This window comes from Flavobacterium flavigenum (genome assembly GCF_027111255.2).
GTDB classification, from domain to species: Bacteria; Bacteroidota; Bacteroidia; order Flavobacteriales; family Flavobacteriaceae; genus Flavobacterium; species Flavobacterium flavigenum.
Map to the genome: position 1 here is coordinate 1,473,601 of NZ_CP114285.2, position 20,718 is coordinate 1,494,318.

Sequence of the window (20,718 nt, forward strand, 5' to 3'; positions counted from 1 at the left end):
ATTAATTGATTGAAAGTTAAATTTTTAATTTGGATGTTATTTTTAACTTTCATTAAAAAGAAAAACACTCTGATAAAGCTTAAAAGAGTGTTTTTAATTTATTTTGTAAAATGATTTATTTAATAATTCTCGTTAAACCTATATTATCCGGAGCATGAAGCACCATTGGAAATTTCTCAATTTTTACTGAACTGCTATCTAAGCCAAAAGCACTTTCTTCAGACAAACTCAATTTTTTAATCAGGAAATAGGAGTTCATGATTATCTTCTCATGCCATAATAAATCAGAGTCATTTGACAGAAATTTTTCAGACAATACGAATTTAAAATCTCCAACAATATTATTTTTATTCAACGATTCGTAACGACTGGTAATATCAACCTCTCCATTTTTTACCATATCCCGAATAACTTCCCTAAACATCAAATTGATTTTTGTTGGTTCTCTGAAGCCTAAATTGAAATCAATTCTGTAAATGTCGTCTTTAGCAATTTCAGTTACTTTATATTGTGTTTTATATGGTTCCGTTAAAATATTGACATGTACAAACCAATAGATATCTGCTCGTTTAGGACGCTTTTGCAAAATTGAATACATTACTTTTTGCTCTATCTCATCAACGCGGTTTGCATTTGTCATGTAAACCAAATGCGTTGCATATTTAGGAATCGATAAATCTTCACTCAATTCCATCAAAACTTTCTTATAATCGTCAATTTTAACAATTTTAGTATAGCTTTTATTAATTTGCTTGGCCACATACCATACAGTCATTACCGAAATCAGCATTATAGCAATAATTAGGGTTACATAACCGCCCTCCGCAAATTTTGTAATATTGGCAAGTAAAAAACAGCCTTCAATTACTAAATAAATGGCGATCAAAGGAACCATAAAATAGAGCTTCACTCTTTTCATGATCAAATAATAATTCAATAAAATGGTTGTCATAATCATACACAGTACAATTGCCAAACCATAGGCATGTTCCATATTACTTGACTTTTCAAAGTGCAAAACGATTCCGACACATCCAAAAAACAATAACCAGTTAATGGACGGAATATACAATTGTCCTTTTACTTCAGTCGGATATTTGATTCTTACTTTAGGCCAGAAATTCAATCGCATCGCTTCATTTATCAAAGTAAATGAACCACTGATAAGCGCCTGGGAAGCAATAACTGCAGCCAAAGTTGCTATTACGATACCTACAGGCTGAAACCAGTTGGGCATAATTAAGTAAAACGGATTACCATTCTCTCCCCCTAATCCTTGTAGAGTCTGTCCTTCGTGATGAATTAGATAAGCTGCCTGACCAAAATAATTCAAAACCAAAGTTAGTTTTACAAAAACCCAGCTAATTCTAATATTTTTTCTTCCGCAATGCCCCATATCAGAATACAATGCTTCTGCTCCTGTAGTACATAAGAATACAAATCCTAATACAAAAAACCCATCAGGATGTATTGACAATAAATGGTAAGCATAATATGGATTAATGGCTTTAATAACTTCCGGATGATCTAAAATCTGAACAACTCCTAAAGTTCCAAGCATTGCAAACCAAATAAGCATCATTGGCGCAAAAAACTTACCAACTAACTTAGTACCAAACTGTTGAATTGTAAACAATATAAATAAAATTCCAATAACAATTGGTATTGTATTTATTTCAGGGTAATATGTTTTTATTCCTTCAACCGCAGAAGAAACTGAAATGGGCGGTGTAATAATTCCATCTGCCAATAAAGCACTACCACCTATAATAGCGGGTACAATCAGCCATTTTATTTTGGTTTTCTTGACTAAGGCATATAATGCAAAAATACCTCCTTCTCCATGATTGTCAGCACTTAAAGTAATAAGTACATATTTAATAGTCGTTTGAAGGGTTAATGTCCAGAAAACACAGGAAATACCTCCTAAAACAATATCTGCATCAATAGAATGGTCACCAAGTATGGCTTTCATCACATATAATGGAGAAGTACCAATATCTCCATAAATAATCCCTAATGTAATCAACAAACCACCTATAGACAACTTACTGTGTAAGTTTTTATGCGCTGCGCTCATGTATAATTTTATAAAAGACGGTTGCAAATTTACTCTTTTAAAATAAATTAGCGTCAATTATAATTTAAAATAACAAAAAAAACACAACCCTTCGATTGTGCTTTTTTTTTGATTTAAAAAGTTTATTTTTAATATTAAATTCTTCTTCCGCCACCTCTTGACTCTGAAGTATTTCCTCTTTGTGAATTCCCTCCTCCTCTTGATTCCTGACTTGCTCTTGGAGACTCAGAACGTTGCGAAGCTTCCGGTCTTGCAGGTCTGCTTTCAGATGACGATCTGTTTTGAGCATAACCACCTCTCGAAGATTCTGCCCTTTGGCTTGAAGCCGCTCTGTTTTCAGAGTTACCTCTTGAAGAATTCATTCTGTATTCATTAGAATTTCCTCTCGATTCATTTCTTGAGTTGTTTTCAACTCTTGCCGGGCTATTAACAGTTGCCGAATTATCTCTTCCGGAAGCTACCCTGTTTGAATTAAAGTTTCTGTCAGACGTGCTTCTATTATCATTAGAATTGTTTCGGGACTCGTACCTTTGATTATTTTCAACTCTTACCGTATTACTATTTCTGTCCGAAGCAATTCTGTTTGAATTATAGTTTCTGTCAGACATATTTCTGTTATCATTATAACTTCTGTTTGAATTTGTGTTTTCTGTAGAAATTCTTCCAGAATTAGATCTGTTAGTACTGTAACCATTTTGGTTTCTGTTATACTCTCTGCTTGCAACACGTCTTTGATCTAAATCATATCTATTACTTACATTCGAATGTCTGTGAGAAAAACTACGGTCAGGATATTGTCTTTCATATCCATAAGAACGTCTGGATTCATATATTACAGGTGCTCTGTAACTTCTTCTGTTATTTACATAATTATAATGATTGTTTACATTGATACAAACATCCACATTTCTTCTATATCTGTAAATTGGGTAAGGTCTCCAGGCAACGTAATAGGTTGGAAAAAAATTCCATGTCCAAGTAGAGTAATAAGGTCTGTAGTTTGTAATCCAGAATGATGAATAAATAACTGGTGTTACGTTATAAACCGGCTCATAAATATAATTTGGACCGTAAAAATAACTGTTACCTACAACCTGAATGCTTACTTTATTATAATTATCCCTTTCTACATCGATAGTCGCAATATCCTGATAAACATCACGATCAAGAACCGATTGTATGACAATAACGTGAGTTCTGTTTTCTACAGTTTCAATAACACGTAAATAATCAACCTGATCATCATTATTCAAATCAAGATTTGAAATTTGATATTTCGGATCATTTAAACGTCTTTCAAAATCCTGAAGATTAGCTGACTCTCCAAAAATAGAAGCCACAGCCCTTAAATCTAAATTATCACTGATATCGGAGTTTTTTGCGTAAACAGTCGTTTGGCTTTGTACTGCACAAGAACTTAAACCTATAGCTACTAAAGCTAAAAAAAGTATTTTGGTTTTCATGGCAAATCATATTAAGATTAATATTCTGGAATATCCAATTACTGTGCCAGAAAAAAAACAAAATATATTTTACTTGTTGTAAATAATTGTATTTTAGCAACAACTAAATCTTAACTTATATGAAAAAAGTAATGTTATTTTGTAGTGTCTTTGTTTTATTTCTATCTTTTAAACCATTGAATTACAAAGACAAAACAGCTTTCTATGGCGGTTTCACATCAATGGAGACAGACACCTTATTTCAGGACAAAATCAGTATCAGGGCAATTTCTATTGACAAAAATAAGGTTTGGTATGGTGCCGATAACTCCCGCTTTGGATATTATGATTTAGATAAAAAAGAGAAATTTGAAGAGCATATTTATCGAGATACCTTAAAATTAGAATTCAGAAGCATCGCTCAAACTTCAAAAGATGTCTTCTTGTTGAGTGTCGGAAATCCGGCTTTACTTTATTCCGTTTCTAAAAAAACACAAAAAGTAAAATTAGTTTACAAAGAAGTTAATGAGAAAGTCTTTTACGACAGTATGCAATTTTGGAATGATAAAGAAGGAATTGCTATTGGTGATCCAACAGAAGATACTTTTTCAGTAATTATAACCCGTGACGGAGGAGAAACATGGGCAAAATTATTATCAGATAAGTTACCAACCAATGCTAAAGGCGAGACGGCTTTTGCTGCCAGCAATTCAAATATTGTTATAAAAGGAGATGACACCTGGCTGGTTTCAGGAGGAAAAAAATCACGAGTTTTCTACTCTCCGGATAAAGGCAAAACCTGGAAGGTAATCGAAACACCTATTGTCCAGGGAAAAGCAATGGCTGGGATTTTCACAGCAGATTTTTACGATTCAAAACATGGATTTATTGCAGGAGGTGATTATGAACTTCCAAACCAAAAAAAAGACAACAAAGCTTTTACAACAGATGGTGGCAAAACATGGGAACTAATTGGTCAGGGCATGGGTTTTGGATATGCATCATGTGTGCAGTATGTACCCGGGGGGAATGGCAAAGAAATTATCTGTGTTGGTTCTGAAGGAATTCAGTATTCTCAAAATGGCGGTGCCAACTGGACACAATTATCTACAGACACGAAACTTTTTACCATTCGTTTTGTTAACAGAAATACAGCAATTGCTGCAGGTTATAATAAAGTTATCAGATTACGATTTAAATAAAAATAACAAGACCCCTAAATAATAAAGTAAGTATTATTATATAGGGGTCTTATCGCTGTTGTTCCTTGTGGTATTTGGGGCGGCTATATTTTCATTAGTTTTTACCTGCTTTTTCCTTATATTGTTTCAACAATTTTCGGTTAAAATCATCTTCTGATTTTTTAAGTTTTAATATTTTTTTAGCAGAAAGCACTTTGCGAAGGTTACTCATATATTTTTCTCTTAAATAATACAGTTCTTTGTCTGTACTTTCTATTTGAGACAATAAAGCAGAAGCTTCTTTTTCTGAAAGCGAATTAACACTGTCATCATTTAATTTTCGAAAATACGTTTTCATTTTTTCATGACGTAATTCATATTGCTTATCATCAAAAGCATTATAAATTGGCCAGAATTTTTCAGCTTCATTTGATGTAAGTTCCAATTCTGTAGTCAAGAAAGACACTTTGTAAGCTTTAATCTTTTCGCGTTTTTCATCTATTTTTTCACTTTGTGCATAAAATGAAAAGCTAACTAAAAACAGTACTATGGGCAGTATATTTTTGATTTTCATCACTATAGTTTTTATTTTTATTCTGAAATTAAATTTTCAATGTTTGGATTTGAAGACAAAACATCTTCAAGTGTTTCCTGTTCAAGAACCACATTTTTATTTATTGCTTCAATATCTTTAGTGTCTAATTCACGGATTAAATCATATTGATTTATACCAGACTGATAAGATAAATATGTTTCTAAAGTAGCCTCATCAAGTTCTTTTGATTTATTGTAATTATTTACTGCCGGAATCATTAATGCAATAAAAATTACTGCAGCCGCAATCATCGCAATAACCTTTTTACGTTTGTAAATAGGAATTACTTTCACTTCCCTTTCATTGATTTGCTGTAAAACCTTTGCTGAAAAATCATCAAAATAATGATCCGGAGTTTTAAATCCGGGAGTCATTTTAGGTGCGTTTTCTAATTTAAATGTTTCCATAATGTTTATAAGATATGTTTTATAACAAAAGGTTTAATTTGATGTAACATATAATTCAATTTTTTTTACGGCATGATGATAAGAAGCCTTCAACGCACCGACTGATGTCCCCAGAATTTCTGATATTTCTTCGTATTTTAATTCTTCGAAATACTTCATTTTAAAAACCAATTGCTGTTTTTCAGGCAATGTAACTATAGCTTTCTGAAGCTTTATTTGAATTTCATCACCATCAAAATAAGTATCAGATTTTAAATTATCAATGGTTTTGTTCTGTAAAGCTTCTGATGTCAAACCATTTAATTTTGCTTTCTGGCTTAAGAAAGTAAGCGCTTCATTGGTTGCAATTCTATACATCCATGAAAAAAGTTTACTTTCTCCTTTAAAATTTTTCAGATACTGAAATACTTTTACAAAGGTGTTCTGCAAAACATCGTCAGCGTCATCATGATTGAGAACAATATTCCGAATATGGGAATATAACGGTTTTTGATATTCTGCCAAGAGTATACGAAACGCAGCATTTTGCGTTTCAGGATTTAATAATTGTGCTATAAATTCCTTCTCGTTTGTCAAGTCGTTTCGCTATCTTGTTTGTTTGAATGAATTTATTACAAAAGGTTTAATCAGGTTTTATATTTTTTTAAAACTCTGAATCTTCCTCTTCTGCAGCTTTAGTTTTAACAGGGGGTGCTACTGCAGGTTTCTTTACAGCCGGATCAGTTGTGGTTCTTTGAGCGGCCGGATCAGCTTCTGATTTGTAAACAGGAGCTTCCTCTACAACAGGTTTCACTTTAGGTATGATCGGATAATAAATTTCAGTTATTAGCTTAGAAGAACTTTTAACATCTAATTTACCCGCTGTTAGAATTTCAAGATGCGACCAGCTTAAATCCGGAACAAGTTTTTCTTTATTAATGAAAGCTGTCGTTTTTGAAATTGCTTCATTAGTATGCAAATAATCCCCTTTTAAAGTAGTTTTTACTGCATCAAAACTGTTTAATTTTCCAGCCAGAATATCGCTTCCCGCACTTGTCGAAATTTCTTTATTTATTGGTAAACAGATTGAAATTTTCGCCAGATTCGTTTTTGTATCATAAGTATGATAAATAATAAAAGGCTTTCCGCTTGTATATAAATTATTTGTTTTGCTAAACTCTATTAATTTTGGAATAACAATCCTTGCATTTTTATTTACCTTCTGAATTTCGCTTGTAAAAGTCTGTTTTATATAGAAACTTTCTGTTTTTTTCACAACGCCATTTACTTTTATGGCATAAGTTTTAGTTTCATAATCCAGATTCTTATCAATATTAACAAGCGTTTTTTCATACATGGTTCCTATAATTTTATCAGAACCGCCATTTAAAACAGTGTAAATTTTAAATAAAAAACTCATTTCACCTTTTGCTTTCCAGGTAACTTTTGTTTTCCCGTTAAGAGTATCCTTAAAAATCCAATTTACATCTGCATCTGTGCCATCAAAACTGATTTTCTGATGAATACTCTCCCCTTCTTTTACCTGCAATGTTATTCCGGTTCCTTTTCCTTCGCTGTTTTCCCATGAAAATGAAGCTCCGTTTCCAACCGTTTTTTCCGGAAATGACATTTTTATTGACGGATCTTCAACAGCCCATGATTCAAAATCTTCAAAATTCCTAAAATCATTTACATAATGATACACTGTTGCTCTGGGTGAATTAATCACCTTACTTCTCTCAACTGTAAAAAAACCTTTTTGAGTAGCTACAAAAACAGTTAGAGCAATAAAACTTAACAATAATAGAAGAAAAAGATATTTTAGAATTTTCATTGTGTAGGCTGTTTGGTGTCGTAAAGTTATAAATTTATTACTGTGTTATGAATAACAAAAAAAATAAAAACGATTCTTTTTATTATATCCCATCAAAACATATAACAAACGATTTTTAAAAGTTTAAAGTATAATCTTATCTTTTAAAAAAGAATTTGATTAAAAACAAAATAACGATAAAAAGCAGAAAACCAATTAACACCTTATAATTTCCTTTGTAGAAAATTTTGTGTAAGGCAAGATCTTTTCGATAAGCAAAAATCATTACGATTACAAATGCAATAAAAAAACAGACTGCGAATATTAATTGTCCCTGACTAAACATAGTTGAAAATTATTTTTGACAAATTTAGAGAATTGTATATGAATTGTTGCTAATTTGCCGATCCAATTAATAAAATAAAAAAATGAAAAAACAGCTTGATGCAGTAACCGAATTTCATACCGCTTTTAAAATAGGCCACAGCCAGACTCCTATTGCCGACATTGGAGAAACTAAAAAATTACTTCGTTATAATTTAATGAAAGAAGAAAATGAAGAATATCTCGAAGCTGTACAAAATAATGATTTGGTAGAAATTGCTGATGCTCTTGGAGATATGATGTATATTTTATGCGGCACCATTATCGAACACGGATTACAGGATAAAATAGAAGCTGTTTTTGATGAAATCCAACGCAGCAATATGAGTAAACTAGGCGAAGACGGACAGCCAATTTATCGTGAAGACGGAAAAGTAATGAAGGGACCGGCTTATTTTAAACCTGATTTTTCAAAACTTTTATAAAAAACATAAACCCGACAATCAATAGACTGCACCCAAAAGTTTAGACAAATTTATAATTAATTTTGATAATGATGAGCTCGATATTGTATCGGGCTCATTTTGTTTAAATTTGACTTGATTCTTTCTCTATTGTAATAGATAATATAATTTTCGATATCTTGTTTTAATTGACTTATAGAACTGTACTTTTTAAGGTAAAACAATTCGGATTTTAATATCCCGAAGAAGTTTTCTATAATCGCATTATCCAGACAATTCCCTTTTCTGGACATACTCTGTACGATTCCTTTTTTTTTCAATAAATGCTGGTATTGTTTCATTTGGTATTGCCAGCCTTGATCAGAATGTAAGGTCAAATTAGTATTGTTTGGTATTTTCTTAAATGCTTTTTTTAACATCACGACCACTTGACTAAATACGGGTCGTTCCGCTAGCTCATAACTGATAATTTCTTGGTTGAATAAGTCTATAATAGGCGATAAATATAGTTTTTTTCCTGATACATTAAACTCGGTTATGTCGGTTGCCCATTTTTTATTTGGAGCTTCTGATTTAAAATTGCGTTCCAAAATATTAGGTGCGATTTTGCCCTGTTCCCCTTTATATGATTTATATTTCTTTATTCTAATAATGCTTTTTAGCCCTAATAGCTTCATCAATCTGAAAACTGTTTTATGATTGATAGTTATCCCTTTATTGTTCAATTCGTCGGTAATTCTTCTATAGCCATAACGACCTTTGTGCTTGTGATAAATGGATTTTATAAATTCTTTTATGATTTGATACTTATCCACAGATTTGTTTTGTTTTTCATAGTAGTAAAAACTGCTACGTGCCATATTAGTACGATTCAAAAGTAAATCTAAATCATATAAATGCCTTAATTCCATTATGGCTTGCGCTTTTTGGCTGCTTCTTCGGCTTGAATTAAGGCTTGTAGCTTTTTTAGCAAATCGTTCTCACAGCGCAGGGCTTCAATTTCCAAGAGAAGTTCTTCTTCCCTGGATAATGGCTTGTCTGATTTGCGTTTTTTACGTTTGAAATTGCTCATAGATTTGGGCCTGCCTTTGGGTTTTGGTTGTAATGCTTCAACTCCAAAGTTAGCAAAATCTTTTTGCCATTTTAACAGAATAGATGCATCGGCAATATTAAACTTCACCGAGGTCTCGCGTAAGGAAAGTGATTCTTTTTTAATGGCTTTTAGAACCTTTAACTTAAAATCAACCGTATAATTATGATTCCTTCTAGGTAATAAGCCGTCTTTGCCGTATGCTTTATAAAAAGCTACCCATTTACGGATATTGGACTCGTCCAAACCCTTCAATCTTGAAACATACACGTTCGAATAATGTTTCTTTAAAACTAATTCTACACATTCTAACTTAAATGCATAATTGAATTTTACTTTTCTGTTCATAAAAAATGCCCCAAATAGTGTCTAACTTTTTGGGGCATGTTCACAAAATGTCGGGTTTATTTTTATAAAAATCTTCTTTTACACTATTGAACTTTTACAGTCCAGCCAAAAGTATCTTCTGCAAGTTTATTTTGAAGATTCGTCAATTTTTCTTTTAATAGAGAAGCATATGAATTCTCAACTGGAGTCATTTCATAGTAAACATCCTGATAAGAGAATCCTTTAATAACACTTACAACAGCAGCAGTTCCTGCTCCAAAAATCTCTTTCAAAGAACCATTCTTAGCTGCTTCAACCAGCTCTGAAACAATAACAGGACGAACTTCAACATTCAAGCCTTCTTTTTCAGCCATAGCAATTAAACTTTTTCTGGTAATACCATCCAAAATTCTTTCACTTGTAGGTGCAGTCAACAATGTATCGTTAATCCTAAAGAATACATTCATTGTACCGGCCTCTTCCAATTTAGTATGTGTTGCATCATCGGTCCAGATTACCTGTTGAAAACCATCTTTGTTGGCAAGATTGGTTGGATAAAACTGAGCAGCATAATTTCCTGCCGCTTTTGCAGCACCAATTCCACCATTAGCGGCTCTACTGTAATGCTCTGCAATGATCACTTTTACTTCGCCGGCATAATACGATTTTGCAGGAGAAAGCAAAATCATAAATTTATATTCGTCAGATGGATTAGCCACAACTCCCGGACCTGTAGCAATCATAAAAGGACGAATGTACATACTGCTTCCGTTTCCTCTCTGAATCCAGTCTTTATCAATTTTCAATAATTCATTCAGACCATCCATAAAAACAGATTCAGGTACTTCCGGCATTGCCATACGCACCGCTGAATTGTTAAAACGCTTGTAGTTTTCATCAGGTCTGAACAACCAAACATCATTATTTTCATCTTTATAAGCTTTCATTCCTTCAAAAATTGCCTGACCGTAATGAAAGACTTTAGAAGACGGATCCATTAAAATAGGAGCATACGGCTTAATGACCGGTGTTTGCCATTCCCCATTTTTAAAATCACATTCAAATAAATGGTCTGTAAATACAGCACCAAAGCTTAAGTTTTCAAAGTCTACACTACTAATTTTAGAAGAAGTGGCTTTTCTGATTTCAATTTTGCTTGCTTGAGTTGCACTCATAATAATGTAAGTTTTACTTAATTTTTATCACCAAAGAAGCATTCTTAAAGTGATAATTTGATATAAAATAGAATTTATTGAATGCAAAATTAAGTAAAAATATATAATTTACTTGCTAAAAAACCATTAATTCCCTCATTTAACTGCGATTTATTTATCTTGTAATAAACTTAAAATTTTAACTGGTTTTTATAAAGAATTTATGAAAAAAGCTTAATTTTTTAAGGCTTTACGCATTTGTTTTAAGTAAATTTGGCATAAAACATATTGTTTAGTTCAAAAATCGAATAATAAATTCAGGATGTAATGAAAAGAGAAATTATTAAAACCCTAGATGGCTCAACCACAATTCATTTACAGGAATGGGACGAATGTTATCATTCGAAACATGGCGCTATTCAGGAGGCTAAACATGTTTTTATAAAGAACGGTCTGAACCTGTTTGAAGGCAAACCGGTAAGTATCCTGGAAATTGGTTTTGGAACAGGCTTAAATGCTTTTATAACTTTTCTTGAAGCAAATAAACAACTGCAAACTATTGACTATACCGGTGTAGAGGCCTATCCCGTTGATTCCGTAGAAGTTTTGGCTATGAATTATGTTTCAGAATTAGAAGCCGATTCTTTTGAAGATATTTTTAAAAAGATGCATGATTGCGAGTGGAACCAGAAAAACAACATCACTGCTGATTTTTCATTAACGAAAAGAAAACAATTTTTTCATGAAATCGACGATTTTGAAACTTTTGATTTAATTTACTTTGATGCCTTTGGTTACAGAGTACAGCCTGAATTGTGGAGTACCGAAATTTTTCAGAAAATGTACAACAGTTTAAAACCAAATGGTGTTTTAGTTACTTATGCTGCCCGCGGAGTTGTTAAAAGAAGTATGATAGAAGTCGGATTTACAGTTGAAAAATTAGCAGGCCCTCCTGGAAAAAGAGAAATGTTTAGAGCTGTAAAACAATTCACACAATCTTATTTGTAATAAATCTAAATTGATTTATATTCAGTAAGAAAACGTATTCGCTCTTAATATTTTAAAAAAAATAAGTTAAAAATATCTTTTATATATGATATTTGTTTAAATTTGGCTCAAGTTTAAAAATAGAGATAACCCCCCAAAATCTTATTTTATTATGTCAAAAATGATGTTTGATTACACGAAATCAATACTCGAAAGAGTGAGTTTCGACCCGGTGCTTTTTTGTAAAGAATTAGAAAAAGCTATCAAAACACTGTTACCTTACGAAATGGAACAATTACAAGAATGGTTATTACACTTCATCGTCGAAAAACCAGAATTAAAAGAATGTTTACTATTAGTTAAAGTATAAAAAACGAAAGACTGTCTAAAAATGACAGTCTTTTTTTTTTGCAACAGTGTTTTGATTTCGTTTTTAAAATGACTCCCAATATATTTGGGAATGGATTTGTTTTCTTAAAAATCAGGCAACAAGTATCGAAAATTTATTACACAAAAAAAGCCCTGAATTTCTTCAAGGCTTTAAATTTCTGGGTGGCTGACCGGGTTCGAACCGGCGACCCGCGGCACCACAAACCGCTACTCTAACCAACTGAGCTACAACCACCATTTAACCAGCATTTCTGCTTAGCGAGTGCAAATATATAACAAAGGTTTACTTCTACAAAGAAAAATTTAAAAAAAAATGCACCTTTTTATATCAAATCCTGTAAGCTACTGACAGCCAAACACCTTTCTACAGTAAAACCTTCTGCAAAATCTTTATTAACCAGTCTTCCCAAATCCTGAGCCCTGTAATTTAAACTTTCCAGGAAATTTTTACTTGTAATAGGTGTTGCCGGCTCTTTAGAATCCGGATCATAAAATTGCGTTTTATACGCCAGGATTGCTTCTACTTTCTTTTCTTCAAATCCGGTAATATCTACAACAAAATCCGGCTCGATGTTTTTCCATTGAATATAATGATACACAACTTTCGGTCTCCAGGCTTCCTGTTTCTCTCCGTTTAACGAAGTTTCAATTTTCATTAATCCTGATAAAAAACAAGAGTCAGAAACCAATTTACTTCCCTTTCCGTGATCAATATGACGATCATCAATTGCGTTACATAAAACAATCTCAGGTTTATATTTGCGAATCATTTTTATGACTTCTAACTGATGTTTTTCATCATTAGTAAAAAACCCATCCCTCATACGTAAATTTTCCCGCACTACAACTCCCAAAATTCCAGCTGCCGCTTTTGCTTCATAATCTCTGGTTTCTGCTGTACCACGAGTCCCTAACTCGCCACGTGTCAAATCAACAATACCTACTTTTTTACCAAGCGATACTTCTTTTAAAATGGTTCCCGCACAACCTAATTCCACATCATCCGGATGCGCCCCGAAGGCTAATATATCTAATTTCATAATTTATCAAATTCAATGGCAAAAATCAATTACAATGGCAATTTCAAAATTCAAATTCAATGGCAATTTTGAAAACTAAAATTGATTTTTATCTATTCTCTTTCCTCTATTTTCTATTTTCTATTCTCAAAACTCTTTTCATCGTCATTGATTTATTGACGCTTTCCTCCCACTCTTTTTCAGGAATACTTTCTTTGGTTATTCCGCAGCCCATATACAAAATAGCTTTGTTGTTCTGAATCTGCATACTTCGTAAATTTACGAATAAATCAGAACTTGCATTGCCTTCTAAAAAACTGCTATTTAATTCTCCCAGGAAACCGGTATAAAAAGTTCTGTCGTAATTTTCGTTTTCTAAAATAAATCCTTTTGCTTTTTTCTTTGGCAAACCACAGACTGCCGGTGTTGGATGTAAAGTATCAATTACTTCCTCCAAAGTAGAATTATCTTTTAATACACCCGAAATATCCGTTTTAATATGCCAGATCGATCCTGCTTTGAGACTATAAGGTTCTGAAATCACAACCGAAGCTGCAAATTCCCGAAGTCGTTTCACTATAAAGTCGGTTACGTATTGTTGTTCGTCTTTCTCTTTTTGCTGCCAGAGAATTTCGGTTTCCAAATCTGCCTTCTGTGTTCCGGCCAGAGCTGTTGTTTCAAAAATATTTCCGTTTGCTTTCAGCAATTGTTCGGGAGTTGCTCCCATCCAAAGTCCATTTTTTGGATGAAAAAAACAATATGTAAAAGTAGTAGGATATAATTGCAACAAATGCTGGAATGTAGTTATAAAATCAAAATCTGCTAAATCTACAGCTTCACTTCTGGATAATACTACTTTTTTGAATTCACCGTTTTTAATTGCTTCAATTCCTTTTGCAACTAAATCTTCATATTGCCTTTTCGCCTCAGGATTCAAATTCAGATCATCAATTTCACCCCATTCTATTGTTGTTATTTCTTCATCTGCAATAATAATTTCAGACTCATTTTCCGGAATTAAAATCAATTGTTTTTCATCAAAAGAAGCAAAAACAAATCCTTTTTCGCTGTAATCTGAAACTTTATATAAAGTATCATTTCGCTGTAAAAACCCAATAAGATTTTTAGAATTTGGTTTTGAATAAATTACAAAAGGTAAATTTTGATCTTTGTGTAATTTTATTTTAGAAAAGAAATTATTTATGCTCATTATTCTACTTTCTTTTTCTCTAAAACAATATTCGTCAGTTTACAAAGCGAAATCAGATTTCCGGCTTCATCGGTAATTTTGATTTCCCAAAGATGAAGGCTTCTGCCTTTGTGGATTATTCTTGCTGTTCCAAAAACAACTCCTTCCCGAATACTTTTTAAATGGTTTGCTGAAATTTCTATTCCGCGCACTTCCTGCTCTTTTGCATTAATAAAAAAATGAGAAGCAGCGCTGCCCACACTTTCTGCCAGAGCAACCGAAGCTCCTCCATGCAGCAATCCCATAGGCTGATGAACAGAAGAATTAACAGGCATTTTGGCGGTCAAAAAATCTTCTCCGGCGTCAATATATTCTATTTTTAGCGTTTCCATCAAGGTGTTTTTCGAAAACTCATTGCAATATGCTAAAATCTGTTCTTTTGTATAATTCATTAAAATTAGCTTTAAAATCGTAAAATTAAATAAAAGATGATACACTATTTAGAAAATGCGATTCTAAAATTAAAAATCCCTTTTCGCATATCAGATTTTTGTTATTTTTACAGAAAAACAAATCAAATGCGTCATTATTTTGTGCTCTTTATTTTCGGAATCCTTTTAGCTGCCAGTTCATGCCGGACTGATTTTGAAACTGTTGCAAGCTCCGGAGATTTAAAATTTTCAAAAGACACTGTTTATTTGGATACCGTTTTTAAAAATATCGGTTCGAGTACTTACAACCTAAAAGTTTACAACCGCGGTAAAGACGATATTAACATTCCGGTTATTCAGCTAAAAAATGGCTTAAATTCTAAATACCGAATGACCGTTGATGGGATGAACGGAAATAATGGCAAGATTTTCAATAATGTGACGCTTTTAGCCAAAGACAGTTTGTATATTTTTATCGAAACCACAGCTGATATTACCGATGCTAATCCAGTTGATTTTTTATATACCGATGAAATTCAGTTTGACAGTGGATCTAATCTTCAAAAAGTAGCTTTGGTAACTCTAATTCAGGATGCTGTATTTTTATATCCGAAGAAAAATCCTGATGGAACCAAAGAAAAAATTGAGATTAGCGGTAAAGAAGTGGACGGATTTTATCTGGATGAAAATGACGAAACAAACGGAAATGAGTTACTTTTTACAAATGACAAACCTTATGTAATTTATGGATACGCAGCGGTTCCTGAAAATAAAACAGTAACTTTTGAAGCCGGTGCAAGAGTACATTTTCATGATAATTCAGGACTCTATCTAAGCAATAAAGCTTCATTTCAAGTCAATGGAAATATATCTACAACTAAAAATTTAGAAAACGAAGTTATTTTTGAAGGAGATCGTTTAGAACCTGAATATTCTGATGTTCCCGGACAATGGAATTCGGTTATATTCGCTGACGGAAGTACCAATCATTCCATCAATCATTTAACTCTAAAGAATGCCAAAATTGGTCTGGATATACGAAATCAGGATGCCACCACTTTTCAGATTAAAAACACGCAGATTTACGATTGTTCCAATTACGGAATCCTGGCTCAAAATGCTAGAATCAGCGGGGAAAACATCGTTATAAATTATGCTGGTTTAGCAGCTTTATCATGCGTTTACGGAGGAGATTATAAATTTACTCACTGCACATTTAATAACACTTGGTCCGGCGGACAACAATTTGCAGTTAATTTGAGTAACAAACTTGACGGAGCAACACCGGAAACAAATCCGCTGACCCAGGCTACTTTTAATAATTGTATTATTTATGGTTCGAATAGCAATGAATTCAATTTAGATAAAAATGTAAATACTGCTTTTGTTTATCAGCTAAATAATTGTCTGTTGAAATTCGGCAGTACATCAAATCCGGATTATCAATTTGGCACGGATACAGCACATTATAACGCTATTATCTTAAACGAAAACCCGAAGTTTTTTAATATCAACCTGAATAAACTTAACATTGATAATACTTCTGCCGCTTTCGCGAAAGGAAGTCAGGCATATACCGTTCTGTTGGATATAGTTGGAAACACAAGAACCTCTCCGCCGGATTTGGGGGCTTATCAGAATAAAGACTTTCCTAAATAAATTTTTTAAATCCGGAAATATTTTTGCCCGCAAAGAACAAAGTCGCAAAGCATTTTTTTTAAACTTAAAGATTATGCTCTGCGACTTTGCGTTTTTTTGCGAGATTAAGAAACTTGTCATACACCATACCTGCCTCTTTATCATCTTAAAACTGACTATTCGTAAGAAAATATTTCTAAAATTAAACATCACTTAACATTTTCGACTCATAAAAGTAGTAGATTTGCCATAATGGAATTTTAAACAATTAAAAACCAATGATTTAAAAACTTTAAAATTCAATTCAGACCAAATCTTAAAACTATAATTATGAAAAAAAACTATTTTTTACTGTTATTGATGTTTGTCACAATTGGTTTCGCTCAAATACCTTCGGGTTACTACAGCACTGCAACAGGAACCGGCTATACTTTGAAAACACAATTGTATAACATTATTAAAGGTCATACCAATAATGGTTATGCCGGACTTTACACCACCTATTTAACTTCTGACGTTGATAATTTCTACGAAAACGACGGGACAATTTTAGATATGTATTCTGAAAACCCTTCTGGAACAGATCCGTATAATTATACCACCGGAACCACTCAAAGATGTGGTAATTATTCAGTTGAAGGAGATTGTTATAATAGAGAGCACATTATTCCGCAATCGGTTTTTAATGAGCAGTCTCCAATGGTTGCCGATGCTCATTTTATTACTCCAACAGATGGAAAAGTTAACGGAATACGTTCAAATTATCCACATGGAACTGTAGCTTCAGCAACGTATACTTCACAAAACGGAAGCAAATTAGGTTCAAGTGCCGTGTCTGGATATTCAGGAACAGTTTTCGAACCAATAAATGCTTTTAAAGGAGATATTGCCAGAATGTATTTCTATTTTGCGACACGATATGAAAACACAATCGCAGGTTATTCCTTTCCAATGTTTGACGGTTCAAGCAATAAAGTATTTACAACTGCTTTTTTAAATATTCTTTTAGCCTGGCACGCGCAGGATCCTGTGAGTGCAAGAGAAATTGCCAGAAACAATGCTATTTATGCACGTCAGAACAACAGAAATCCTTTTATAGACCATCCGGAATATGTGAACCAAATTTGGGGTGGAACTTCTTCTTCGGGAGATACTCAGGCGCCATCAACTCCTTCAAACCTGGCTTTAACATCAAAAACAGCGACTTCAATTTCGCTTAGCTGGGCAGCTTCTACCGATAATGTTGACGTAACTGGATATGACGTTTATACAAATGGTGTTTTAAAAACAACTGTTTCAGGATTGACTGCAACAATTACAGGTTTAGCTGCTTCTACAACTTATTCAATTTACATAAAAGCAAAAGATGCTGCCGGAAATGCTTCTGCATCAAGCAATACAATTTCAGTTATAACCAACAGCGTCGGAACAGGAACTGCAACAGATTTACTTTTCTCTGAATACATTGAAGGTTCCGGAAATAACAAAGCTTTAGAAATCGCCAACAATACCGGAAGTGCTGTAAGCTTATCTGCTTATACAATCAAAAAACAGACGAATGGTGCAGGTTCATGGAGTACCGGACTGGCTTTAAGCGGAACTTTAGCAACCGGAAGCAAATTCGTAATTGTAAACAGTTCTATTTCTTCAAGTTGTTTTTCTGTGAGTTCGGCTAATATTTCAACAACAGCTACTGAATTGACTTTTAACGGGAATGATGCTGTTGGTTTATTTAAAAATGGCACTTTAATTGACATCATCGGAACTTTTAGCGGAGGAACAGCCAACTTTGCTGTAGATGTTACTTTGAGAAGAAAATCAACTGTCACATCTCCAAGCACTACTTTTAATTTGAGTTCACAATGGGATACATTTTCATCAGATACCTGTAATAACTTAGCCAGTAAAAAAGCCTTAATTGATGAAAATGAAGATGAGGAAATTGTTTCAGATTCAGATAACGCTATAATTTACCCAAACCCTTCTAACGGAAATTTCAATATCATTTTAGATAATTCTGCTACTTCCTATTCAGTAGAGATTATTTCTATCACTGGCTTAAAAGTATTTGAAAAATCTGATTTAACAGATGCTGTAATTTCAGTACAACATCTTTCGAAAGGAGCTTATATTGTAAAAATTACAAAAGGATCAAAAACCATTAGTAAAAAGATTATAATCAAATAAGTATATTTTGATTATAAAAAATATAACAAAAATTATTATTATTAAAGATTTCATAACATCATCATAGATTTGATCAACTAATTTTGGACCAAATAATCAAAAATCCATTTTAATTGTATCCCGCAAACTACTTTTATTTATGAAAAAAATTTACATTCTGTTATTTACGTTTTATGCAGTTTTTTGCTCTGCCCAGGCACCGGCTAATTACTATTCTACAGCTACCGGAACAGGTTATACGCTAAAAACTCAATTGTACAATATCATTAAAGATCATACGGATAATGGCTATTCAGGCTTATATGTTACTTATCAGACATCTGATATAGATAATTTTTATGAAAATGACGGATCAATACTAGATATGTATTCTGAAAACCCTAACGGAAATGACCCTTATAATTACAGCGCAGGTGCCACACAAAGATGTGGATCAGCCGGATATTCAAATGAAGGAGACTGTTACAACAGAGAACACATTATTCCGCAATCTGTATTTGATGAAAAAGCACCAATGGTTTCTGATGCCCATTTTATAACTCCAACTGATGGAAAAGTAAACGGAGTACGATCTAATTATCCGCATTCGGTTGTAGCAACACCAACACAGACAAGTTTAAACGGAAGCAAATTAGGTGCAAGTACAACTGCAGGTTATTCGGGACTCGTTTTTGAACCCATAGATGAATTTAAAGGTGACATTGCCAGAATGTATTTTTATTTTGCAACACGCTACGAGAATACTGTTGCAGGTTATTCATATCCAATGTTTAACGGAACTTCAAACAAAGTTTTCACTCCTGCATTTTTAAGTCAGCTTATTGCCTGGCACAATCAAGATCCGGTAAGTGCCCGCGAAATAGCACGTAATAATGCCATTTATACACGTCAGAACAATCGTAATCCTTATATTGATCATCCGGAATATGTTGCTGCTATATGGACTACTGAAACAGATGATACAACTATTCCAACAGCCCCTTCAAATTTAGCTGTAGCATCAAGTACCTCTAACTCTGTTAATTTAACATGGTTAGCTGCTACAGATAACGTAGGTGTTACTGGATATGCAGTATATGTCAACTCAGTTTTTAAACAAAATGAAACCGGACTGAATGCTACAATCACAGGGCTTACACCTTCTACCTCTTACACCTTTTATGTAGTTGCCAGAGATGCTTCTAATAATATATCAGTTCCAAGTTCAACTGTGAACGGAGTTACAGCAGCTTCAACCGGAGGTGGAAATACAGGTTCTGAAATTTTCTTTACAGAATATGTAGAAGGCAGTAGCAATAACAAGATATTAGAGATATCAAATTTCACTGGCACAACAGTAAATTTATCAGACTATTCAATTAAAAAACAATCAAATGGTGCCGGAGCATGGGGATCAGGATTAGCTCTAACCGGAACAATTAATGATGGCGCTTCTTATGTAATCGCCTATAATTTAGCCGCTACAAGCTGCTATAATCCAGCTAGTGCTAATTTATCAAGCAATAGTACTGAGCTTCAATATAATGGAAATGATCCGATTGGTTTATTTAAAAATAATGTTTTGATTGACATTATCGGAACTTTTAACGGAGGAGCTGCCAATTTTGCGATAGATGAAACATTAAGAAGAAAAGAAGCTGTAACGGGGCCAAATACTACTTTCAACAAAACCGGAGAGTGGGATTCATATTCTAAAGATACATGTTCAGGACTTGGAAGCCATACCATTAAATTATCAAATGAAGAGTTTAATACTACTGAATTTTCAATTTACCCTAATCCTGTTACACACCATTTCACAATTAATTTTAAAGATGGTAGTCTTGAATCTTTTACAATAGCTATTTATTCACTACTAGGACAAAAGGTTTTTGAAAGACAAAACACTAATAATAAAACGATTGAAGTTCAAAATTTTTCAAAAGGCACTTATCTTATTAAAATAACTAAAGATTCAAAAACACTGACTAAAAAATTAATAATCAATTAATAAAAATCAGGTGATACAGAATTAAAAAGCG

Annotated in this window: 20 protein-coding genes and 1 tRNA gene; 7 read left to right on the top strand and 14 right to left on the bottom strand. The window is 33.1% G+C overall.

Annotation, left to right across the window (positions count from 1 at the left end):
* Positions 1-115: 115 nt before the first annotated feature.
* On the bottom strand, positions 116-2,080 hold the full coding sequence (locus OZP09_RS05480; RefSeq protein WP_281310432.1) for a KUP/HAK/KT family potassium transporter: 1,965 nt from the start codon (positions 2,078-2,080) through the stop codon (positions 116-118).
* A gap of 134 nt (positions 2,081-2,214) precedes the next feature.
* A complete protein-coding gene (locus OZP09_RS05485; RefSeq protein WP_269236919.1) occupies positions 2,215-3,543 on the bottom strand; it encodes a hypothetical protein in 1,329 nt (442 codons plus the stop codon).
* A gap of 119 nt (positions 3,544-3,662) precedes the next feature.
* Here OZP09_RS05485 and OZP09_RS05490 point away from each other — a divergent pair, with 119 nt between their 5' ends.
* Entirely contained in the window at positions 3,663-4,724 is a 1,062-nt protein-coding gene (locus OZP09_RS05490; protein ID WP_281310433.1) for a beta propeller repeat protein, read from the top strand.
* Positions 4,725-4,818: 94 nt separating this feature from the next.
* On the opposite strand, the gene OZP09_RS05495 is transcribed toward OZP09_RS05490, so the two are convergent.
* The 5 genes from OZP09_RS05495 to OZP09_RS05515 form a co-directional block, all read right to left on the bottom strand.
* A complete protein-coding gene (locus tag OZP09_RS05495) occupies positions 4,819-5,277 on the bottom strand; it encodes a sensor of ECF-type sigma factor (protein WP_223683159.1) in 459 nt (152 codons plus the stop codon).
* A 17-nt stretch (positions 5,278-5,294) separates the two neighbouring features.
* Positions 5,295-5,705, bottom strand: a complete 411-nt coding sequence (locus OZP09_RS05500) for a hypothetical protein (RefSeq protein ID WP_269236920.1) — start codon at positions 5,703-5,705, stop codon at positions 5,295-5,297.
* 33 nt (positions 5,706-5,738) lie between these two features.
* On the bottom strand, positions 5,739-6,281 hold the full coding sequence (locus tag OZP09_RS05505; protein WP_281310434.1) for an RNA polymerase sigma factor: 543 nt from the start codon (positions 6,279-6,281) through the stop codon (positions 5,739-5,741).
* Between the two features lie 67 nt (positions 6,282-6,348).
* Positions 6,349-7,518 (bottom strand): SRPBCC family protein, encoded by a 1,170-nt coding sequence (locus OZP09_RS05510; RefSeq protein ID WP_281310435.1) that lies wholly within the window; start codon positions 7,516-7,518, stop codon positions 6,349-6,351.
* Between the two features lie 136 nt (positions 7,519-7,654).
* A complete protein-coding gene (locus OZP09_RS05515; protein ID WP_223683155.1) occupies positions 7,655-7,843 on the bottom strand; it encodes a hypothetical protein in 189 nt (62 codons plus the stop codon).
* Positions 7,844-7,925: 82 nt separating this feature from the next.
* Between OZP09_RS05515 and OZP09_RS05520 the strand changes: the two genes are divergently transcribed.
* A complete protein-coding gene (locus tag OZP09_RS05520; RefSeq protein WP_269236923.1) occupies positions 7,926-8,306 on the top strand; it encodes a nucleoside triphosphate pyrophosphohydrolase family protein in 381 nt (126 codons plus the stop codon).
* A 56-nt stretch (positions 8,307-8,362) separates the two neighbouring features.
* Here OZP09_RS05520 and OZP09_RS05525 read toward each other — a convergent pair whose 3' ends face one another.
* The 3 genes from OZP09_RS05525 to OZP09_RS05535 form a co-directional block, all read right to left on the bottom strand.
* Positions 8,363-9,196, bottom strand: a complete 834-nt coding sequence (locus OZP09_RS05525; protein WP_281310117.1) for an IS3 family transposase — start codon at positions 9,194-9,196, stop codon at positions 8,363-8,365.
* Positions 9,196-9,723: a helix-turn-helix domain-containing protein gene (locus OZP09_RS05530; protein WP_269236924.1), complete on the bottom strand. Its 528-nt coding sequence runs from the start codon at positions 9,721-9,723 to the stop codon at positions 9,196-9,198. Before OZP09_RS05530 ends, OZP09_RS05525 begins: the two co-directional genes overlap by 1 nt.
* An 83-nt stretch (positions 9,724-9,806) precedes the next feature.
* Entirely contained in the window at positions 9,807-10,877 is a 1,071-nt protein-coding gene (locus tag OZP09_RS05535) for a branched-chain amino acid aminotransferase (RefSeq protein WP_269236925.1), read from the bottom strand.
* A 306-nt stretch (positions 10,878-11,183) separates the two neighbouring features.
* Here OZP09_RS05535 and mnmC2 point away from each other — a divergent pair, with 306 nt between their 5' ends.
* Together mnmC2 and OZP09_RS05545 are read left to right on the top strand one after the other, a co-directional pair.
* Positions 11,184-11,864, top strand: coding sequence for a tRNA (5-methylaminomethyl-2-thiouridine)(34)-methyltransferase MnmC2 (gene mnmC2 / locus OZP09_RS05540; protein ID WP_269236926.1), 681 nt, complete (start codon positions 11,184-11,186; stop codon positions 11,862-11,864).
* A 151-nt stretch (positions 11,865-12,015) separates the two neighbouring features.
* Positions 12,016-12,213, top strand: a complete 198-nt coding sequence (locus OZP09_RS05545; protein ID WP_223683151.1) for a hypothetical protein — start codon at positions 12,016-12,018, stop codon at positions 12,211-12,213.
* Positions 12,214-12,394: 181 nt separating this feature from the next.
* Here the strand turns inward: OZP09_RS05545 and OZP09_RS05550 are convergent.
* The 4 genes from OZP09_RS05550 to OZP09_RS05565 all read right to left on the bottom strand — a co-directional run bounded on the left by OZP09_RS05550 (position 12,395) and on the right by OZP09_RS05565 (position 14,893).
* Positions 12,395-12,468 (bottom strand) — tRNA-His (locus OZP09_RS05550).
* Positions 12,469-12,556: 88 nt separating this feature from the next.
* Positions 12,557-13,273, bottom strand: a complete 717-nt coding sequence (gene bshB1 / locus OZP09_RS05555; protein WP_269236927.1) for a bacillithiol biosynthesis deacetylase BshB1 — start codon at positions 13,271-13,273, stop codon at positions 12,557-12,559.
* A gap of 106 nt (positions 13,274-13,379) precedes the next feature.
* Positions 13,380-14,456 (bottom strand): isochorismate synthase, encoded by a 1,077-nt coding sequence (locus OZP09_RS05560; protein ID WP_269237823.1) that lies wholly within the window; start codon positions 14,454-14,456, stop codon positions 13,380-13,382.
* Between the two features lie 5 nt (positions 14,457-14,461).
* Positions 14,462-14,893: a PaaI family thioesterase gene (locus tag OZP09_RS05565; protein ID WP_269236928.1), complete on the bottom strand. Its 432-nt coding sequence runs from the start codon at positions 14,891-14,893 to the stop codon at positions 14,462-14,464.
* A 126-nt stretch (positions 14,894-15,019) separates the two neighbouring features.
* Between OZP09_RS05565 and OZP09_RS05570 the strand changes: the two genes are divergently transcribed.
* The 3 genes from OZP09_RS05570 to OZP09_RS05580 all read left to right on the top strand — a co-directional run bounded on the left by OZP09_RS05570 (position 15,020) and on the right by OZP09_RS05580 (position 20,687).
* On the top strand, positions 15,020-16,531 hold the full coding sequence (locus tag OZP09_RS05570) for a hypothetical protein (RefSeq protein WP_269237824.1): 1,512 nt from the start codon (positions 15,020-15,022) through the stop codon (positions 16,529-16,531).
* Between the two features lie 309 nt (positions 16,532-16,840).
* Positions 16,841-18,697: an endonuclease gene (locus tag OZP09_RS05575; RefSeq protein ID WP_269236929.1), complete on the top strand. Its 1,857-nt coding sequence runs from the start codon at positions 16,841-16,843 to the stop codon at positions 18,695-18,697.
* 139 nt (positions 18,698-18,836) lie between these two features.
* On the top strand, positions 18,837-20,687 hold the full coding sequence (locus tag OZP09_RS05580) for an endonuclease (RefSeq protein WP_269236930.1): 1,851 nt from the start codon (positions 18,837-18,839) through the stop codon (positions 20,685-20,687).
* Positions 20,688-20,718 lie beyond the last annotated feature (31 nt).

Excerpts from the sequence above, each read along its gene's own strand:
- bshB1 (WP_269236927.1), bottom strand. The coding sequence starts at position 13,273 with ATGAAATTAGATATATTAGCCTTCGGGGCGCATCCGGATGATGTGGAA.
- OZP09_RS05485 (WP_269236919.1), bottom strand. The coding sequence starts at position 3,543 with ATGAAAACCAAAATACTTTTTTTAGCTTTAGTAGCTATAGGTTTAAGT.
- OZP09_RS05565 (WP_269236928.1), bottom strand. The coding sequence starts at position 14,893 with ATGAATTATACAAAAGAACAGATTTTAGCATATTGCAATGAGTTTTCG.
- OZP09_RS05545 (WP_223683151.1), top strand. The coding sequence starts at position 12,016 with ATGTCAAAAATGATGTTTGATTACACGAAATCAATACTCGAAAGAGTG.
- OZP09_RS05525 (WP_281310117.1), bottom strand. The coding sequence starts at position 9,196 with ATGGAATTAAGGCATTTATATGATTTAGATTTACTTTTGAATCGTACT.
- OZP09_RS05570 (WP_269237824.1), top strand. The coding sequence starts at position 15,020 with ATGCGTCATTATTTTGTGCTCTTTATTTTCGGAATCCTTTTAGCTGCC.
- OZP09_RS05580 (WP_269236930.1), top strand. The coding sequence starts at position 18,837 with ATGAAAAAAATTTACATTCTGTTATTTACGTTTTATGCAGTTTTTTGC.
- OZP09_RS05500 (WP_269236920.1), bottom strand. The coding sequence starts at position 5,705 with ATGGAAACATTTAAATTAGAAAACGCACCTAAAATGACTCCCGGATTT.
- OZP09_RS05530 (WP_269236924.1), bottom strand. The coding sequence starts at position 9,723 with ATGAACAGAAAAGTAAAATTCAATTATGCATTTAAGTTAGAATGTGTA.
- OZP09_RS05480 (WP_281310432.1), bottom strand. The coding sequence starts at position 2,080 with ATGAGCGCAGCGCATAAAAACTTACACAGTAAGTTGTCTATAGGTGGT.
- OZP09_RS05515 (WP_223683155.1), bottom strand. The coding sequence starts at position 7,843 with ATGTTTAGTCAGGGACAATTAATATTCGCAGTCTGTTTTTTTATTGCA.
- OZP09_RS05535 (WP_269236925.1), bottom strand. The coding sequence starts at position 10,877 with ATGAGTGCAACTCAAGCAAGCAAAATTGAAATCAGAAAAGCCACTTCT.
- OZP09_RS05520 (WP_269236923.1), top strand. The coding sequence starts at position 7,926 with ATGAAAAAACAGCTTGATGCAGTAACCGAATTTCATACCGCTTTTAAA.
- OZP09_RS05490 (WP_281310433.1), top strand. The coding sequence starts at position 3,663 with ATGAAAAAAGTAATGTTATTTTGTAGTGTCTTTGTTTTATTTCTATCT.
- mnmC2 (WP_269236926.1), top strand. The coding sequence starts at position 11,184 with ATGAAAAGAGAAATTATTAAAACCCTAGATGGCTCAACCACAATTCAT.
- OZP09_RS05510 (WP_281310435.1), bottom strand. The coding sequence starts at position 7,518 with ATGAAAATTCTAAAATATCTTTTTCTTCTATTATTGTTAAGTTTTATT.
- OZP09_RS05495 (WP_223683159.1), bottom strand. The coding sequence starts at position 5,277 with ATGAAAATCAAAAATATACTGCCCATAGTACTGTTTTTAGTTAGCTTT.
- OZP09_RS05575 (WP_269236929.1), top strand. The coding sequence starts at position 16,841 with ATGAAAAAAAACTATTTTTTACTGTTATTGATGTTTGTCACAATTGGT.